18 protein-coding genes are annotated in these 15588 nt (G+C 69.6%); 6 read left to right on the top strand and 12 right to left on the bottom strand.

Features of this window, described 5'->3' with window-relative positions; translation table 11 throughout:
* Nucleotides 1–19: 19 nt before the first annotated feature.
* Nucleotides 20–1192 carry a class I SAM-dependent RNA methyltransferase gene (locus tag ACGFI6_RS16920; protein WP_393119372.1) on the bottom strand — a complete coding sequence of 391 codons (1173 nt, stop codon included), beginning with the start codon at nt 1190–1192 and terminating at the stop codon, nt 20–22.
* Complete coding sequence (locus tag ACGFI6_RS16915; RefSeq protein WP_393119370.1) at nt 1189–3216, bottom strand: APC family permease; 2028 nt, start codon at nt 3214–3216, stop codon at nt 1189–1191. The genes ACGFI6_RS16920 and ACGFI6_RS16915 overlap by 4 nt, the downstream gene beginning before the upstream one ends.
* A gap of 101 nt (nt 3217–3317) precedes the next feature.
* Between ACGFI6_RS16915 and ACGFI6_RS16910 the strand changes: the two genes are divergently transcribed.
* Both ACGFI6_RS16910 and ACGFI6_RS16905 read left to right on the top strand, forming a co-directional pair.
* Nucleotides 3318–3980: a potassium channel family protein gene (locus tag ACGFI6_RS16910; RefSeq protein WP_393119368.1), complete on the top strand. Its 663-nt coding sequence runs from the start codon at nt 3318–3320 to the stop codon at nt 3978–3980.
* A complete protein-coding gene (locus tag ACGFI6_RS16905; protein ID WP_393119366.1) occupies nt 3980–4654 on the top strand; it encodes a potassium channel family protein in 675 nt (224 codons plus the stop codon). Before ACGFI6_RS16910 ends, ACGFI6_RS16905 begins: the two co-directional genes overlap by 1 nt.
* Nucleotides 4655–4680: 26 nt before the next feature.
* Here the strand turns inward: ACGFI6_RS16905 and ACGFI6_RS16900 are convergent, their stop codons facing one another.
* The 4 genes from ACGFI6_RS16900 to dut all read right to left on the bottom strand — a co-directional run bounded on the left by ACGFI6_RS16900 (nt 4681) and on the right by dut (nt 7095).
* The gene (locus tag ACGFI6_RS16900) at nt 4681–5400 is read right to left on the bottom strand and encodes a DUF3159 domain-containing protein (protein ID WP_393119364.1); all 720 of its coding nucleotides are present in this window, start codon (nt 5398–5400) and stop codon (nt 4681–4683) included.
* Nucleotides 5393–5782 (bottom strand): OB-fold nucleic acid binding domain-containing protein, encoded by a 390-nt coding sequence (locus ACGFI6_RS16895; protein ID WP_355690469.1) that lies wholly within the window; start codon nt 5780–5782, stop codon nt 5393–5395. The genes ACGFI6_RS16900 and ACGFI6_RS16895 overlap by 8 nt, the downstream gene beginning before the upstream one ends.
* A 139-nt stretch (nt 5783–5921) precedes the next feature.
* A complete protein-coding gene (locus ACGFI6_RS16890; RefSeq protein ID WP_393119362.1) occupies nt 5922–6566 on the bottom strand; it encodes a DUF3710 domain-containing protein in 645 nt (214 codons plus the stop codon).
* Between the two features lie 76 nt (nt 6567–6642).
* Complete coding sequence (dut, locus tag ACGFI6_RS16885; protein ID WP_393119360.1) at nt 6643–7095, bottom strand: dUTP diphosphatase; 453 nt, start codon at nt 7093–7095, stop codon at nt 6643–6645.
* Nucleotides 7096–7147: 52 nt separating this feature from the next.
* On the opposite strand from dut, the gene ACGFI6_RS16880 reads away from it, so the two are divergent.
* The gene (locus ACGFI6_RS16880; RefSeq protein WP_393119358.1) at nt 7148–7615 is read left to right on the top strand and encodes a DUF3093 domain-containing protein; all 468 of its coding nucleotides are present in this window, start codon (nt 7148–7150) and stop codon (nt 7613–7615) included.
* A 32-nt stretch (nt 7616–7647) separates the two neighbouring features.
* Nucleotides 7648–7974: a DUF4235 domain-containing protein gene (locus ACGFI6_RS16875; RefSeq protein WP_393119356.1), complete on the top strand. Its 327-nt coding sequence runs from the start codon at nt 7648–7650 to the stop codon at nt 7972–7974.
* Nucleotides 7975–8056: 82 nt separating this feature from the next.
* Here ACGFI6_RS16875 and ACGFI6_RS16870 read toward each other — a convergent pair whose 3' ends face one another.
* The 3 genes from ACGFI6_RS16870 to ACGFI6_RS16860 all read right to left on the bottom strand — a co-directional run bounded on the left by ACGFI6_RS16870 (nt 8057) and on the right by ACGFI6_RS16860 (nt 10528).
* Nucleotides 8057–8356 carry a DUF4193 domain-containing protein gene (locus tag ACGFI6_RS16870; RefSeq protein ID WP_131352267.1) on the bottom strand — a complete coding sequence of 100 codons (300 nt, stop codon included), beginning with the start codon at nt 8354–8356 and terminating at the stop codon, nt 8057–8059.
* A 295-nt stretch (nt 8357–8651) separates the two neighbouring features.
* Nucleotides 8652–9446 carry an inositol monophosphatase family protein gene (locus ACGFI6_RS16865; RefSeq protein WP_393119354.1) on the bottom strand — a complete coding sequence of 265 codons (795 nt, stop codon included), beginning with the start codon at nt 9444–9446 and terminating at the stop codon, nt 8652–8654.
* Complete coding sequence (locus ACGFI6_RS16860) at nt 9443–10528, bottom strand: ferrochelatase (RefSeq protein ID WP_393119352.1); 1086 nt, start codon at nt 10526–10528, stop codon at nt 9443–9445. Before ACGFI6_RS16860 ends, ACGFI6_RS16865 begins: the two co-directional genes overlap by 4 nt.
* A 48-nt stretch (nt 10529–10576) precedes the next feature.
* Here ACGFI6_RS16860 and ACGFI6_RS16855 point away from each other — a divergent pair, with 48 nt between their 5' ends.
* Nucleotides 10577–11776 carry an MFS transporter gene (locus ACGFI6_RS16855; RefSeq protein ID WP_393119350.1) on the top strand — a complete coding sequence of 400 codons (1200 nt, stop codon included), beginning with the start codon at nt 10577–10579 and terminating at the stop codon, nt 11774–11776.
* A 63-nt stretch (nt 11777–11839) separates the two neighbouring features.
* The gene (locus ACGFI6_RS16850; protein ID WP_393119349.1) at nt 11840–12544 is read left to right on the top strand and encodes a MerR family transcriptional regulator; all 705 of its coding nucleotides are present in this window, start codon (nt 11840–11842) and stop codon (nt 12542–12544) included.
* Here the strand turns inward: ACGFI6_RS16850 and ACGFI6_RS16845 are convergent.
* From ACGFI6_RS16845 to ACGFI6_RS16835, 3 genes are read right to left on the bottom strand one after another with little or no spacing between them, the layout of a single operon-like run.
* On the bottom strand, nt 12541–13584 hold the full coding sequence (locus tag ACGFI6_RS16845; protein ID WP_393119347.1) for an aldo/keto reductase: 1044 nt from the start codon (nt 13582–13584) through the stop codon (nt 12541–12543). The two genes, ACGFI6_RS16850 and ACGFI6_RS16845, sit on opposite strands and share 4 nt — an antisense overlap.
* A gap of 11 nt (nt 13585–13595) precedes the next feature.
* The gene (locus ACGFI6_RS16840; protein ID WP_393119346.1) at nt 13596–14375 is read right to left on the bottom strand and encodes an HpcH/HpaI aldolase/citrate lyase family protein; all 780 of its coding nucleotides are present in this window, start codon (nt 14373–14375) and stop codon (nt 13596–13598) included.
* Entirely contained in the window at nt 14375–15586 is a 1212-nt protein-coding gene (locus ACGFI6_RS16835; protein WP_393119344.1) for an acetyl-CoA C-acetyltransferase, read from the bottom strand. The genes ACGFI6_RS16840 and ACGFI6_RS16835 overlap by 1 nt, the downstream gene beginning before the upstream one ends.
* Nucleotides 15587–15588: the final 2 nt, after the last annotated feature.

Raw genomic sequence — 15588 nt, 5'->3', positions numbered from 1 at the left:
GCCCTCCCAGACTCACCAGTTAACTGTCCACAGGCTCCAGTACGGCGACGCATTCGATGTGGTGGGTCATGCCGAACAGGTCGAAGGCTCGCAGCGACGCGATGCCGTAGCCGAGGCGTCCGAACGTCTTCAGGTCCCGCGCCAGCGCTGCCGGATCGCAGGCGACGTACGCGACCCGCCGCGGCCGGAGCGCCGCGATCCGCCGGACAACGTCCTTGCCGGCGCCCGTACGGGGTGGGTCCAGGACCACGAGGTCCACATGCTCCAGCCCCTGCCCGGCCGCCGCGTTCAGGACGCGGTCGACGTCGCCGTTCTCCAGCGTCACGCCGTTCAGGTCGCGGAGGTTGCGCCGGGCGTTCCGGACCGCGTCCTTGTCACCCTCGATCGCCAGCACCGCACAGCCGGCCTCGGCGAGGAACGCCGCGAACAGCCCGACCCCCGAGTACAGATCAAGCGCGGTCTCACCCTCAGCAGGCTCCAGCCCACTCAGTACGGCGTCCACCAGCGTCTCCGGCGCCGCCGGGTGCACCTGCCAGAACCCACCGGCCTCCACCAGGAACCGCCGGTCCCGCACCACCTCGACCAGCCGCTCCCCCGGATCCTTACCGGTCTGTACGGCGGTCTTGCCCTCCGACGACACCACGGCCAGCACCGACGACGAGTCGGGCCAGCGCTCGCCCAGTACGGCCGGGGCGTCGGGATGTGCGATCAGGCACCGGTCGATCTGCACCAGGTCGTGCGAGCGGTGCGCGTACATCCCGGGCCGCCCGTCCACGACGGCGTACCGCATCCGGGTCCGCCAGCCGAGGCCGTCGTCGCCCGGCGACTCCATCACGATGGTCCGCTCGATGCCGCCGATCCGCCGCAGCGTGTCCGACACGACGGTCGCCTTCAGCCGCCGCTGCTCGACGATGTTCGCGTGCTGGAAGTCACAGCCGCCGCACAACCCCGGCCCGGCGTACGGGCAGGGCGGCTCGATCCGCTGCGGCGACGGTGTCAGTACGGAAACCGCGTCGGCCCTCAGGTACTTCGCGGTCTGTTCGGTGATCCTGGCGTGCACCAGCTCGCCCGGCAGCGCGTGCCGGACGAACACCACCTGCCCCTCGTACCGGGCGACGCAGTGTCCCCCGTGCGCGACGGGCCCCACCTCCAGCTCGACTACGGCCCCGACCAAGCTGTCTGCCTCTGTCACCGATCTCCTGACGTCTTGCGGGCGCCGCGCCGTACCTGGCCGGCCACCCGTTCCACCCGGTCCTGCCGTTCCTCGGCCCCCTGCGACGAGAGCAGTTGGTAAGGAACCGACGTAACCATGACACCAGGTGTGAACAAGAGCCGCCCCTTGAGCCGCAGTGCACTCTGGTTGTGCAGGATGTGCTCCCACCAGTGACCGACGACATATTCAGGGATGTAGACCATCACCACGTCCCGCGGCGACTGCCTCCTGATGTCGCGGACGTACTGCAGGATCGGCCGGGTGATCTCGCGGTACGGCGACGCGAGCCGCTTGAGCGGGATCGGGATGCCGCGGTTGTCCCAATCGGTCTGCAACGCGTCCGACTCGTCCCGGTCGACGTCGACGGTGACCGCCTCGAGCGTGTACGGGCGGGCCGCCTTGGCGAACGCCAGCGCCCGCAGCGTCGGCTTGTGCAGCTTGGACACCAGCACGATCGAGTGCACCCGGGACGGCAGCATCAGCGGCTCGGCGTCCTCGGCGGACATCTGCCGGCGGACCGTCTCGTAGTGCCGGTGGATGCCCTTCATCAGCAGGAACAGCGCGGCCATCGCGATGATCGCGATGTAGGCGCCGTGGGTGAACTTGGTCAGCAGCACGATCACCAGCACCACACCGGTCAGCGTCAGGCCGATCGTGTTGATCACCCGGGAGCGGAACATGTGCCGCCGCTTGGCCGCCTCGGTCTCGGTCTTCAGCAATCGCGTCCAGTGCCGGATCATCCCGAACTGACTGAGCGTGAAGCTGACGAACACCCCGATGATGTACAGCTGGATCAGCTTGGTCACCTGGGCGTCGAACGCGATGATCAGCGCCGCCGCACAGAGCGCCAGCAGGACGATGCCGTTGCTGTACGCGAGCCGGTCGCCGCGGGTGTGCAACTGCCGCGGCAGGTACCCGTCCCGCGCCAGGATCGACGCCAGTACGGGGAATCCGTTGAACGCGGTGTTCGCGGCCAGCACCAGGATCAGCATGGTCGCGCCGATCACCAGGTAGAAGGCCGGCTCGAAGTTCGAGAACACCGAGTCGCCGATCTGGCCGATCACGGTCTTCTGGGTGTAGCTGTCCCCGACCGGGTGGCCGTTCTGGTACAGCTGGGTCGCGGGATCCTCCGCGTACCGGAGCTTGATCTTGCTGGCCAGGAACAGGATGCTCATCAGCATCGTGATCGCGATCGTGCCGAGCAGCAGCAGCGTGGTCGCCGCGTTCCGGCTCTTCGGCTTCCGGAACGCCGGTACGCCGTTGCTGATCGCCTCCACACCGGTCAGCGCCGCGCAGCCCGACGAGAACGCCCGGGCCAGCAGGAAGACCGCCGCGACCCCCGAGAACAGCTCGCTGCCGGGCTCGGGCCGGACCTCGAAGCCCGAGCTCTCCGCCATCGGAAGGTTGCCGGCGCTGAGCCGGATCAGCCCCCAGATCGCCATCCCGATGATCGAGAACATGAAGATGTACGTCGGGACCGCGAACACCGCCCCGGACTCGCGGACGCCGCGCAGGTTCATCGCGGTCAGCACGATCACCAGGCCGACCGCCAGCGGGACCTCGTGGCCCTCGAGGAACGGCAGCGCGGACTTCGCGTTCTGGACGCCGGACGAGATCGACACCGCGACCGTCAGCACGTAGTCGACCATCAGCGCGCTGGCCACGGTCAGGCCTGCGGTCGGGCCGATGTTGACCGTCGCGACCTCGTAGTCACCGCCGCCCGACGGGTACGCGTGCACGTTCTGCCGGTACGACGCGACCACGACCAGCATCACGAACGCGACCAGCAGGCCGATCTTCCACGAGTAGCCGTACGCCGCCAGCCCGGCGATCGACAGCGTGAGGAAGACCTCGTCAGGGGCGTACGCGACCGACGACAGCGCGTCGCTCGCGAACACCGGGAGGGCGATGCGCTTCGGCAGCAGGGTCTCACCCAGCTGGGTGCTGCGCAGTTTGCGCCCGAGCAGCAGCCGTTTGCCGATATCGCCTAGAGCGGGAGTCACACCGGTGATGTTAGAGGGAGGCCGGGACCGTGTAGCGTCTACCTCTGCCGAAACCGACCCGAAACTCGGATAGGCCCCACCGGGCAGGGAGTGATCACGGAGTGCACGTCGTCATCATGGGCTGCGGCCGCGTCGGGTCGATGCTCGCACGTGGCCTGGAGAAACGCGGCCACACAGTAGCGATCATCGACCAGTCCGCCGACGCGTTCCGCCGGCTGAGCCCCGCGTTCACCGGCCGGACCATCGTCGGGATGGGCTTCGACCGCGAGATCCTGATCGAGGCCGGGATCGAGGACGCCGAGGCGTTCGCCGCGGTCTCGAACGGTGACAACTCGAACATCCTCGCCGCCCGGGTGGCGCGCGAGACGTTCGGGATCGGCAACGTGGTCGCCCGGATCTACGACCCGGGCCGCGCCGAGGTGTACCAGCGGCTCGGTATCCCCACGGTCGGCACCGTCCGCTGGACCGTCGACCAGATGATGCGCCGGCTGCTCCCGGAGGGCTCCGAGCCGGAGTGGCGGGATCCGTCCGGCACCGTCCGGCTGGCCGAGGTGCACGTGCACGCCGGCTGGATCGGGCGGCTGGCGTTCGACATCGAGACGGCCACCGGTGCCCGGGTCGCGTTCCTGACCCGGCTCGGCGAGGGCATCCTGCCGAAGGCCGACACGGTCATCCAAGAGGGTGACCTGGTGCACGTCGTGATGCTGGAGCGGGACGCCGCCGCGATCGAGTCCCAGCTCGGCGCGAAGCCTGAGGAGCTGTGATGCGGGTCGCCATCGCCGGAGCCGGAAACGTCGGTCGTTCGATCGCCGGCGAACTGCTCGAGAACGGCCACGAGGTGCTGCTGATCGACAAGGACCCGCGGGCGATCAAGGCCGAGTCGGTGCCGCGCGCCGAGTGGCTGCTCGCGGACGCGTGCGAGCTGTCCTCGCTCGAGGAGGCGGCGCTGCAGCGGTGCCAGGTCGCGATCGCCAGTACGGGTGACGACAAGGTGAACCTGGTCGTCTCGCTGCTCGCCAAGACCGAGTTCGGCGTCCCGCGGACCGTTGCCCGGGTCAACCATCCGCGCAACGAGTGGATGTTCAACGAGGCCTGGGGTGTGGACGTGTCGGTGTCCACGCCGCGGATCATGTCCGCGCTCGTCGAGGAGGCGGTGTCGGTCGGCGACCTGGTCCGGCTGTTCACCTTCCGGCAGGGCGACGCGAACCTGGTCGAGCTGACCCTGCCCGAGGACTCCCCGATGATCGGTCAGCGGGTCGGCGACGTCGACTGGCCGCTGGACACCGCCCTGGTCGTCATCCTCCGCGAGGGCCGCGTGCTGCGCCCGGACCCCGAGGGGACCCTCGAGCTCAACGACGAACTGCTGTTCGTCGCTGCGGACGAGACCGAGGAGCAGCTCGAGGTCATGCTGTCTCCGCACCACAACCGCGCCGAGTAACCCCGGCGGCTTCAGGCAGGCAGCGGTCAGGCGCGGTTCTCGGGCTGCTGCTCCGGCTGCTTGTCCGGGTCGGGCTTGGTGCCGCGGAGCATGTGGGCGAAGTTGTCCTTGACCTCGTCCCACTTCTCCGGCGGCATCGAGTTCCGCAACACGGCGTACGCGGCCCACAGGGTGACGGCGTAGAACGGCAGGCCGAGGCCGATCTTGGCGATGCCGAGCGCGTCGACGTTGTGCGCGAGGTACAGCGGGACCATCACGATCAGCCGGATCGCGACCTGGCTGGCGAACACGATGGTCACCCGGTTCAGGCCGCGGAACAGGTCCGGGTCGCTCCGCCAGGAGAGCCAGGTCTGGGTGATCACGCCGTACAGCAGGCCGAACAGCGGGTACCGGGTCACGATCGTCACCAGGTACACCAGCCCGTACCCGGCGTTCAGCAGGATGCCGGGCAGGAACGCGTCCTGCGCCTGGCCGGTGTGGTGCGCGGTCCACGCGGAGATCAGGACGCCGATGAAGCCGGCGATCACGCTCGCGATCGGCTTGCGCCGGACCAGCCGGAACACCGCCACCACGGCCGCGGCCGAGATCGCGACGATCAGCGCGAGCTTCAGGTTGTGGTCACTGAACCCGTACACCAGCGTGAACGCGATCCAGGGCAGGCCGACGTCGACCATCATGCCGACCCAGCTGCCGATTCCTTGCGGGGTGCCCGCCTTGGCGGCGGGCTTGGCCTCCGGCTCAGCCATGAGCTGCCTGGGGACGCAGTTCGTACCGCGGGTTGAACATCACCCGGTCGCCGTCGACGACGCCGATCCGCCCGGAGGCGATCAGCTCCGAGCCGGCGTGGATGCCGCCGATCTTGCGGCGGCCGAGCCAGATCAGCTTGACCGTGCCGGTTCCGTCGTACAACTCACCCTCCAGTGCCGGTACGCCGCCGCGCGGGCTGAACGTGATGGTGCGCAGCGTGCCGTACAGCGTGACGAGCTCCCGGTCGTGGCAGCCGGTGATGGAGCGCGCTCCACAGTCCTGCGCGAAGTCCTGGAGGACCTCCGCGTCCTGCTGATCGCGGTCCCCGGCCAGACCGCGGAAGGCACGCTTCCACAGCCCCGCGGGTTTGTTGCTACCCATGATGTCGAGTGTAGTCCGGTCGTGGGGCCTCCCGGTCTGGACTGAGGAGCGCAGGGAGCGGAGCGACTGGAGCGACGAGGGAAGACCGGGAGTCACAGCCCCACGACCCGCCGCGCCGGAGGCGTGGCATCAGCACCGCTCAGGCTTCTTCGGTTTCGTTCGGCTGGGCGCCCGGCGGGAGCTGCAGCGGCAGGCCCTCGCGGACCGCCATCGGCTCGTTCCCGCGGACGACGACCACGTTGCGCAGCGTCTCCTCCATCGGCACCGCGGCGTCCGGCTCGACCGCGGCGCGGCCCAGGACGGTCGCGCGGAGCAGCCAGCGCGGTCCGTCGACACCGATCACCCGCGACGTCTGGCTGAAGACCTGTCCCTCCGGGTCCTCGACCGGGACGACGAGCACCAGCTCGGTGCCGAACGGGCCGTCGGTCTCGGTCGCCGTGCCACCCATCCGGGCGGCCTCGTCCATGATCTCCTGCCGTACCTCGTCCCAGATGCCGCTGGTCTTCGGCGCCGCGAACGCGCGCAGTTCGAGCGCGGAGTCGTCGAGCATCAGCAGCACCGCCTGCACGACACCGCTGCCCTCGTCGACCTGCAGCCCCAGCTCCATGCCCGGCATCCCGGCCACCTTCAGCGCGCCGAGGTCGATCCGGTCGTCCGCCTCCAGGTCGAGGTCCTCGACCTCGCTCGCGTCGAACGGACCCGCGGCCCGGGCGTCCGGCGCGGCCTCTTCGACGCTTTCGCTCGTCTCGGGCTCGTCGTTCTTGCCCTTGCGGCGGAAGATCACAGCTGTTGCCTACTTCCTTGGTGTTGATACGGCGGCGGTAGTCTCGCGCATCCGGCAGGTCAAGCGGTGTACCTGCTCAGCGTGTCACATCGCCGAAACCCCCGGTCGACCCATGCCCGCCGTCGCCACGCGCGGAACCGGGCAGTGAACCGACCTCGACGAACCGCACCTTCTCGACCTGCTGGATCACCAGCTGCGCGATCCGGTCGCCGCGCCGCACCGTCACCTCGGTGCTCGGGTCGAGGTTGATCAGACAGACCTTGATCTCACCGCGATACCCGGCGTCGACGGTTCCGGGCGCGTTGACGATCGAGACGCCGTGCTTGGCGGCCAGCCCGGAGCGCGGGTGTACGAACGCCGCGTACCCGTCCTGCAGGGCGATCGCGATCCCGGTGCCGACCAGGCCGCGCTCCCCCGGCTTCAGCGTCAGGTCGGCGGCCGCCACCAGGTCGGCGCCGGCGTCGCCGGGATGCGCGTACGACGGGATCGGCAGGTCGGGGTCGAGTCGCTGGATCAGTACCTCGGTCACGAGAGGTGACCCTATCGAGCCGTCCGGGCGGACCACGTGCCAGGCTGGTGCTGTGGTCCTGAAGGAAAGCATGTACCGGGAGAGTCTGCGGGTGCCGGTGTCGTGGTGGCTGATCGCCGTCGCATCGGTCGTCACGCTGTTCGTCATCGTCGCCGTCCCGGTCGGGGTGATCGCGGGTGCGATCGTCGCCGGGGTCGCCGCGCTGCTGCTCGTGTCGACGTTCGTCCGGTACGGCGGTGCGCGCGTCGAGGTCGACGAGCAGCGGCTGACGGCCGGCCGTGCGCAGATCGACCGGGCGCATCTCGGCGCGGTCGAGGCGCTCACCGGCGACGCGGCGCGGAACGCGTTCGGGCGCGACTGCGACGCGAAGGCGTACCTCGTGCTGCGCAGCTACCTGCCGGGCGCGGTCCGGGTACAGATCACGGACCCGGGCGACCCGGCGCCGTACTGGCTGATCGCCACGCGGCACCCCGATCGGCTGGCTGCGGCACTGAGCGGGCACACCGTGGGAAGATCCTAGAGAGCAGCAGTCGTTCGAGGAGGTTTGCAGTGGTGGGAGCGAAGATCGGCTGGAAGCTGGTGCAGGCCGCGTTCACGATCGTGGTGGGTCTGGCCGCGAGCAAGGCGGTCAGCACGGCCTGGAAGCTCGGCTCCGGCGGGAAGCCGCCGAAACACGGCCAGGGCAGCGGGTATGCCGAGGTCGCCACCTGGGCCGCCGTCAGCGCCGGTGCGGCCGCCGCCGCGCGGCTCTTCGCCGAGCGCCGCGCCGCCGCGTACTGGCTGAAGTCCACCGGCTACGCCCCGCCCGGCTACGAGACCGACGCCACCCAGGGGCTCATCAAGGGCACCGACACCGGGCTGGCCAAGAAAGAGGACTAGCAACAAACGGCAACAGCGGGGCCGACCCACGTGGTGTGGGTCGGTCCCGCTGTTGTTCGTACGGCGAAGAAGGGCGCTGGTGTCAGGCTGCGCAGTCGCGGCAGATCAGCTGCCCGTTCTTCGTATCGGCGAGCTGGCTGCGGTGGTGAACCAGGAAGCAGCTCGAACAGGTGAACTCGTCGGCCTGGCGCGGGAGCACCCGGACCGCCAGCTCCTCGTGACTCAGGTCCGCGCCGGGCAGCTCGAAGCTCTCCGCGGCCTCGGCCTCGTCCTCGTCGACCTTGCCGGAGTTCTTGTCGTGACGCCGAGTCTTCAGCTCCTCGATCGACTCTTCGGAAGCGTCCTCGTCCGTCTTGCGCGGGGCGTCGTAATCAGTCGCCATGGTGTTTCCCTGCCCTCTTCGTACCCGTGGTGTTGCCTGCTGAGCCCTGAACGGGTGGAGCGGCCGAGAAATTCCGCGTCGGAGCCACCGCGCTGAATCTTCGTCCCCCGAAACCCTTGACAGCCAGGCCGGGATCGGCAATCACCGTTCCCGAGGACGGGATTGTGCCCTATAACGCCCCGCAATGCACGACTGGGTCCATGGTGTGGCCCGCGTGTCGCAACAAATGTCAGTACCGAACACGCGAATGCTCGTTACTGCTCGGTACTGCGCAGAAACGAGCACTCAGAAGACTCTAAGCGCGCAACGGGTCGGCTGCGGCCAACAAGTCGTGGAACGGCTGGAACAGTGCCGGGGCCGCCGCGATGGACATCTCAGGCGACACCGGGGCACCGTTCAGCCCGCCCACGGTGGCTCCCGCCTCGGACGCGATCAGCGCGCCGGCGCCGTAGTCCCACGGGTTCAGCCCGCGCTCGAACACCACGTCCAGCCGGCCGCACGCGACATAGCACAGGTCGATCGCGCCGACCCCGATCCGGCGGATGTCGCGGACCTTGGTGATCAGGTGCTGGACGACCTCGCCCTGCACCTGACGGCGCGCGGGGTCGTACCCGAAGCCGGTCCCGACCAGCGCCTTGGCCAGCTCGGTCTCCCCGGACACCTGGATCGGCTTGCCGTCGGCGAACGCGCCGCCACCGAGCGTCGCGGTGAACAGCTCGCCCTTCGGGGCGTCGACGACAACGCCGGCGACCGTCTGCCCGTCCACCTCGACGGCGATCGAGACGGCGTACGTCGGGATGTCGTAGAGGTAGTTGACCGTGCCGTCGATCGGGTCCACGACCCAGCGCACACCGCTGGTGCCGACCACGTCGTCGCCCTCCTCGCCGAGGAACGAGTCGTCCGGCCGGGCCTGCAGCACCCGGGCGCGGATCAGCTCCTCGGACTCGCGGTCGACGGCGGTCACCACGTCGGTGACGGTGCTCTTGGTGTCGGCGACGGTGATCGTGCCGCGGCGCCGTTCGACGATCAGCCGCGCCGCCTCCTCCGCCACGCTCACCGCAAGCTTCAGCAACTCTTCAGGAGAGGTCATACGGCTTCCTTAGCTCGGGTTGGTCGGCGCAGGGGTGGGCAGCAGTCGTGGCGGCAGTCGTCCCAGGCCGGGCCGAGCCTGCCGACACACGGCCGGTCCGGCTGCTCGCCGCGCTCGGCCGCGGCCCGCTCGACGACCAGGTCGCGGAGCATGGTGACGAACCTCTCGTCGGTTCCGGGCGTAGCGGCCCGCGCCATCGGCAGGCCGAGCTTCTCGGCGGTCTTCGCGGCCTCGGTGTCGAGGTCGTAGATGACCTCCATGTGGTCGCTCACGAACCCGATCGGTACGACGGCCACGCCGGGCTGTCCCTCGGCGGCAAGCGCCTCGAGGTGGTCGTTGACGTCCGGCTCCAGCCACGGCACCTGTGGCGGCCCGGACCGCGAGCAGTAGACCAGGTCGGTCCGCCGCTGCTGTCCCGTACGGCGCTCCAGCTCCGCCGTGATCGAGGCGGCGACGTCGTTGTGCCAGTCGACGTACCCGTTGCCATCCGGGCCGCTGGTGGCGTTCATCGCGGTCGGGATCGAGTGCGTCACGTACGCGATCGCGGAGCCCTCCGGCAGCGCGCTCAGCGCCGCGGCGGTCGACTCGACGAACGACGAGACGAAGCCCGGATGGTTCGCGTAGTGCCGGAGCTTGTCGATCCGCGGCGCGTCCGGGACCTCGCGGGCAGCGTCCTCCAGGTTCTCCCGGTACTGGCGGCAGCCGGAGTACGACGGGTAGGCGGACGTGACGATCACCACGGCCCGGCGGATCCCGTCGGCGGCCATCTCGCGCATCGTGTCGGTCAGGTACGGCGCCCAGTTGCGGTTGCCCCAGTAGATCGGCAGGTCCAGCCCGATCTCGTCGAACGACGCCCGCAGCGCCTTCAGCAGCGCCCGGTTCTGGTCGTTGATCGGGCTCTTGCCGCCGAACGAGTAGTAGTGCTCGCCGACCTCCTTCAACCGCTCGTCCGGGATACCGCGGCCGCGGGTCACGTTCTGCAGGAAGGGGAGCACGTCGTCGGGTTTCTCCGGGCCTCCGAAGGAGAGCAGCAGGACGGCGTCGTACGGGGTGGTGTCGATCGGAGTCGGAGCAGGCGACATATTCCAAGCTTCTCAGACGGCGATGTCCTAAGCTTCTCCCGGTCTCTCATGCTCAAGCCCTACTTCCATCTCATCCGCCGTCCCGGCGCCGGCGCGTTCTTCGCGGCCGGCATTCTCGGACGGATGCCGATCTCGATGATCGGCCTCGGGATCGTCATCCTGATCGCCCAGGAGAGCGGCTCGTACGGTCTGGCCGGCGCAGTCTCCGGTGTGGCCGTGATCGCGGGCGCACTGACCGGCCCGATCCAGGGCCGGCTGGTCGACCGGTTCGGGCAGCGCGGGCTGATCCTGATCGGCTCGGTCGCCTGCACGGTCGGTCTGGCCGGGTTGCTGGTCGCCGTGCGTGGCGGCGCGGCTACCTGGGTGCTGTACGTCCTGTCGTTCGTTGCCGGCGGCACCCGTCCGCAGGTCGGTTCGTTCGTCCGGGCGCGCTGGACGTACCTGCTCGGCCGCGGCCGGGCGCTGCAGACCGCGTTCGCGCTGGAGGCCGTCGGCGACGAGGTGGTCTTCATCGTCGGCCCGGTCCTGGTCACCACCCTCGCGACCCAGGCCAGCCCGTACGCCGCCTTGACCGCGGCCGGCGTACTGGGACTGATCGGCGGCATCTGGCTGGCCTCGTTGCGCGCCTCCGACCCGCCCGGGCGCGGCAAGCCGGACGGGAGCGAACAGGCACCTCTCCCCTGGTTGTCGATCCTTCTGCTCAGCCTGATCGGTCTCGGGCTCGGCGCGACGCTCGGTGGCGCCGAGGTGATCACGGTCGCCTTCACGACCTCGAAGGGCAAGGCCGGGCTGGCCGGCGTCGTCCTGGCGATCTGGGCGTTCGGCAGCCTGCTGGCCGGGCTCTGGTACGGCTCGGTGCACTGGCGCGCTCCGGTCGAGCGCCGGCTGCTGTTCGGCACGATCGCGCTCGCGATCACGTTGGCGCCACTCCCCTGGGTGAACAGCATCCCGCTGCTCGGTGTGGTGCTGTTCTGCTGCGGGATGACCATCGCGCCGACGATGGTCGCGGTCACCGCCTGCGTCGAGGAGTGGGTGCCGCCGGAACGCCTGACCGAGGCGATCACCTGGACGGTCACCGGCATCCTGCTCGGCGTCGCCCCCGGCAACGCAGCCGCCGGTCACGCCGTCGACGTCTGGGGCCCGTCGGACGCGTACTGGGTCCCCTTCGGCGTCGGCATCGCCTGCGCAATCGTCGCCGCCATCTCCATCACCTTCGCCCGCCCCAAAGAACGCTTCGCCCACAACTGACCCACCCCATAAGCGGCGATTAGGCTTGCATCTCCTGTTACGGGAGGTGTGAGGGTCGTGGCCATGGACCACTCGATCGGTGCGGCGGCGCGACTTGCCGGTGTCTCGGTGAAGACCGTTCGGCACTACTCCGATCTTGGGCTGCTGACGGCTGTGCGTACGTCGGCCGGGCATCGGCGGTACGACGACGCTGCGGTGGCGCGGTTGCGGCTGATCCGTACGTTGCGAGCCCTGGATCTGGATCTGCCGACGATCCGGGCCGTGCTGCTGGAGGAGCGTTCGCTCGCGGAGGTGGCGGCGACGCATGCGGATGCGGTCGCGATTCAGCTGCGTACGTTGCAACGGCAGCATGCCCTGCTCGTGGTCCTGGCCACGCATCCCGACCTGGAGGAGCTTCATCTCATGACCGAACAGTCCGAGCAGGAACGCCGCGCGCTGATCGCGGACTTCCTCGACGCAACGCTGCCCGACGTCCCCCCTGCGGTCCACCAGAACCTCACGCCCGTACTCTCCGAGGACGCCGGGCCCGCACAACTCGAGGCCTGGCTGGAGCTGACCGAGCTGATGGCCTCCGAGGATTTCCGTACGGCGATACGCCGCCTCGCCGCCGGCTTCCACGCGCTCGCCGGCGGGGACCCACTCCGCGCCGACCCGAAGTACCGCGCTCAGCTGATCGCGCTGCGCCGGACGGCGGACCCGCGCTGGGAGCGCTACAACGAACTGGTTGCCGTGGTCAACGGCTGGGCACCGCCGGTACAGGTGGCCTAGGGCCGTACGAAACGGTCAGGATCCACGCCGAGCAGCCGGCGGTACGCCGCCTCGGTGCCGTCGTACGGTGCGCCGAGCGCGATCGCGGATGCCTGATCGAGGCGGGCGAACTGTGCGTCGTCGAGCTCGACGTCCAACGAGCCGAGTTGTTCGTCGAGCTGGCCAACGGTCCGCGGCCCGATGATCGGGATCGACGGCGTACCCGACCTCCGGCCGAGCGTTCTGAGCCACGCCAACGCCACCTGGCCGGGAGCGGCACCGATCTCCACTGCGACCCCGATCAGAGCGTCCAGCGTGGCGACCTTGGTCGGCGTGTCCTCGCGATGAATCCGTCGCGGCTGCCCCATCCGGCCGGTCTCGCCGCGCCGGTACTTGCCGGTCAGCAGGCCGCCGCCGAGCGGCGACCACATCGTCAGACCGAGACCGAGCGCGTTCGCCATTGGCAGCAGTTCGCGATCGCCGGAGCGCTCGACCAGGCTGTACTCGAGCTGGATGCCGGCCAGCGGCGCCCAGCCCCGGAGCTCGGCGAGGGTCGCGGACCGCGCGACCTGCCAGGCCGGGAAGTTCGACAGGCCGACGTGCAACACCTTGCCCGCGGCAACCAGGTGGTCGAAGGCGAGCATCATCTCGTCGAGCGGCGTGATCGAGTCGGGATGGTGCGCCCAGTAGAGGTCGAGGTAGTCGGTCCGCAGCCGGCGCAAGCTGTCCTCGACCGAGCGGATCATGTTCTTCCGGCCGTTGCCCAGTCGCTGCATGTCCGGATCGGCCGACGCACCGTTGGTGTACTTGCTGGAGATGACGAAGTGGTCGCGGTCCCCGGCCACGAGATCGCCGACGAACCTCTCGGACTGGCCGTGGTTGTAACCGTCGGCGGTATCGATCAGCGTGCCACCGGCGTCCGCGAACGCCTTCAGGATCAACGGCGCCTCGTCGAGGTCCGCGGCCGCGGCGAAGACGGTCCCGAAGTTGCCGGTACCGAGCGCGAACTCGGACACCCGCAGCCCGGTCCGCCGGCCGAACGTGCTGTAGCGCATCGGCATGGAAGTACGTCCTAGGTTCCGGTGACTGCTGCGCGATGGGACGACAGCGCCGCGGTCGCCGCGCTGCGGATCAGGCCGGTGTCGTTGCCGACCATCAGGAATCCGCAGCCTTGTTCGGCCCGTCGACGCGCGTCCTCCGGGCTCGACACCACCGTGCCGACCGGTACGCCCGCAGCAACAGCGGCCGTGATGACGGTGTCCACGGCTGCGCCGAGAGCAGGATCGCCCGCCGCAACCCCAAGGCTGAGCGACAGATCGCCCGGCCCGACGAAGGCCGCGTCCAGTCCGTCGGTCGTGAGGATCTCCGCGATGTTCTCGACGGCCTGGGCGTCCTCGATCATCGCCATCCGAACCGCGTCCTGCTGCCCGTACCTGACGTACTCGGAACGCCCGCCCGGCAGACCGCCCCAACGGCCGGCACGACCGGCGAACCCCATCCCCCGGGTGCCCGCCGGCGGGAAGAGCAGTTGCCGGGTGACCTGCTGTGCCTGATCGACGTTCGAGACGTGCGGCACCAGGATGCCGGCCGCTCCGGCGTCGAGATAGCGCTGCGCGTCGCCGTAGCCGTGGTCGCTCACCCGAACGAGCGGGAGTACGCCCAGACCGCTGTAGACGACGATCATCGAGTACACGTCGCGGACCGACAGCAACGCGTGTTCGGTGTCGATGACGACGAAGTCGAATCCGCTCCGGGCGATGATCTCGCTGACCTCCGGCGCCGGAACCTTCACGAACGTACCGAGCGCGGGGCCGTTCGCGGCCTCGATCGCGGCCCGCAACGACGCGGCCATCAGCTCACCCGCTCGAAGACCGCGGCCATGCCCTGACCGCCGCCGATGCACATCGTCACGAGTCCGTACCGGCCTTGCCGACGGGTGAGTTCCCGCGCCAGCGAGCCGACCATGCGCGCACCGGTCGCGCCGACGGGGTGCCCGAGTGAGATGCCCGAGCCGTGGATGTTCGTCCGCTCGAGGTCGGTGGTGGTGAACTTCCATTCCCGCAGTACGGCGAGCGTCTGCGCGGCGAACGCCTCGTTCAGCTCGATGACATCCAGGTCCGCGAGGTCGAGATCCGCCCGTTGCAGGGCCGCTCGGGTGGCCGGCACCGGGCCGATCCCCATCACCTTCGGCGGTACGCCGGCGACCGCCCAGCTGACCAGTCGCACCAGCGGCCGCAGCCCGAGCCCGTCGGCGCGCTCCGGAGAGGTGACCAGACACAGCGCGGCCGCATCGTTCTGACCGCTGGCGTTTCCGGCCGTGACCGTCGCCTCCGGATCGGTGGCGCCCAGGATCGGCTTGAGCGCGGCCAGCGACTCCAGCGAGGTCTCCGGGCGCGGGTGTTCGTCCGTACTGACCTGCTGATCACCGCGCTTCGACGGCACGGTGACCGGGACGATCTCCTCGTCGAACACTCCGGAACGCTGCGCCGCCACAGCCCGCTGATGCGAGACGAGGGCGAGCTGGTCCTGTTCCTCGCGACTGATCGAGTACTCCCGGCGCAGGTTCTCCGCGGTCTCGATCATTCCGCCGGGGACCGGATGCGATCGCCCGCCGGCGGTGATCCTGGCCCGCACCAGGCTGTCCCACATCCGTACGCCGGTGGCGCCCGCACCCCACCGCATGTCGGTCGAGTAGAACGGCGCGTTGCTCATACTTTCGGTGCCCCCGGCAACAATCACCTGGTGGACGCCGGTCTGCACCTGCATCGCCGCGTTGACGACGGCCTGCAGACCGGAGCCGCACCGACGGTCGACATGCTGACCAGGAACGGTGACCGGCAGCCCGGCGTCGAGTGCAACCACGCGGCCGATCGCTGGTGCGTCGCTGGTCGCGGTCGCGTGCCCGAGGATGACGTCGTCGACGATCTCCGGATCGATGCCGGTGCGTTCGATCAGGCCGGTCAGGGCCGCGACCCCGAGCTCGACGGCGGTCCGGCTCCGCAACGTACCGCCGTACCGGCCGATCGGCGTCCGGACCGGCTCACAGACAACTGCTTCACGCACGA

It is taken from the genome of Kribbella sp. NPDC048928 (genome assembly GCF_043197975.1).
Taxonomy (GTDB): Bacteria; Actinomycetota; Actinomycetes; order Propionibacteriales; family Kribbellaceae; genus Kribbella.
This window is presented reverse-complemented; position numbering and strand designations above follow the sequence as displayed.

Coding starts and splice junctions, on each gene's coding strand:
- ACGFI6_RS16905 (WP_393119366.1), top strand. CDS start 3,980: ATGCGGGTCGCCATCGCCGGAGCCGGAAACGTCGGTCGTTCGATCGCC.
- ACGFI6_RS16850 (WP_393119349.1), top strand. CDS start 11,840: ATGGACCACTCGATCGGTGCGGCGGCGCGACTTGCCGGTGTCTCGGTG.
- ACGFI6_RS16845 (WP_393119347.1), bottom strand. CDS start 13,584: ATGCCGATGCGCTACAGCACGTTCGGCCGGCGGACCGGGCTGCGGGTG.
- ACGFI6_RS16895 (WP_355690469.1), bottom strand. CDS start 5,782: ATGGGTAGCAACAAACCCGCGGGGCTGTGGAAGCGTGCCTTCCGCGGT.
- ACGFI6_RS16870 (WP_131352267.1), bottom strand. CDS start 8,356: ATGGCGACTGATTACGACGCCCCGCGCAAGACGGACGAGGACGCTTCC.
- ACGFI6_RS16865 (WP_393119354.1), bottom strand. CDS start 9,446: ATGACCTCTCCTGAAGAGTTGCTGAAGCTTGCGGTGAGCGTGGCGGAG.
- ACGFI6_RS16860 (WP_393119352.1), bottom strand. CDS start 10,528: ATGTCGCCTGCTCCGACTCCGATCGACACCACCCCGTACGACGCCGTC.
- ACGFI6_RS16900 (WP_393119364.1), bottom strand. CDS start 5,400: ATGGCTGAGCCGGAGGCCAAGCCCGCCGCCAAGGCGGGCACCCCGCAA.
- ACGFI6_RS16855 (WP_393119350.1), top strand. CDS start 10,577: ATGCTCAAGCCCTACTTCCATCTCATCCGCCGTCCCGGCGCCGGCGCG.
- ACGFI6_RS16840 (WP_393119346.1), bottom strand. CDS start 14,375: ATGGCCGCGTCGTTGCGGGCCGCGATCGAGGCCGCGAACGGCCCCGCG.